Consider the following 211-nt stretch of genomic DNA (forward strand, 5'->3'; position numbering starts at 1 on the left):
GATCAAACAAGCATTGATACACAATCGCCTAAACAAGGGGCAAATGGCGCACAACAAAGCGAAAAAATAACGCTGGCAAGCGAAATCTATCAAGAAGCCAAACTGGGCAAGGTCTTCTTTTACGATTTCGGTCTTGGAACGAAAAAGGAAACCATTATCAAACAATGGGGCGAACCGGATGCCGAAAGCAGCGACACATCTCTAACCTATC

The 211-nt window shown here is 44.5% G+C and carries 1 protein-coding gene; it reads left to right on the forward strand.

Going from position 1 to position 211, the window contains the following annotated elements; genetic code table 11:
- Positions 1–211: DUF4309 domain-containing protein (locus LKX83_RS33600; RefSeq protein ID WP_227887658.1), on the forward strand; the 211-nt coding region annotated here is incomplete at both ends.

It is taken from the genome of Cohnella baijiui, from assembly GCF_020731285.1.
Classification (GTDB): Bacteria; Bacillota; Bacilli; order Paenibacillales; family Paenibacillaceae; genus Cohnella.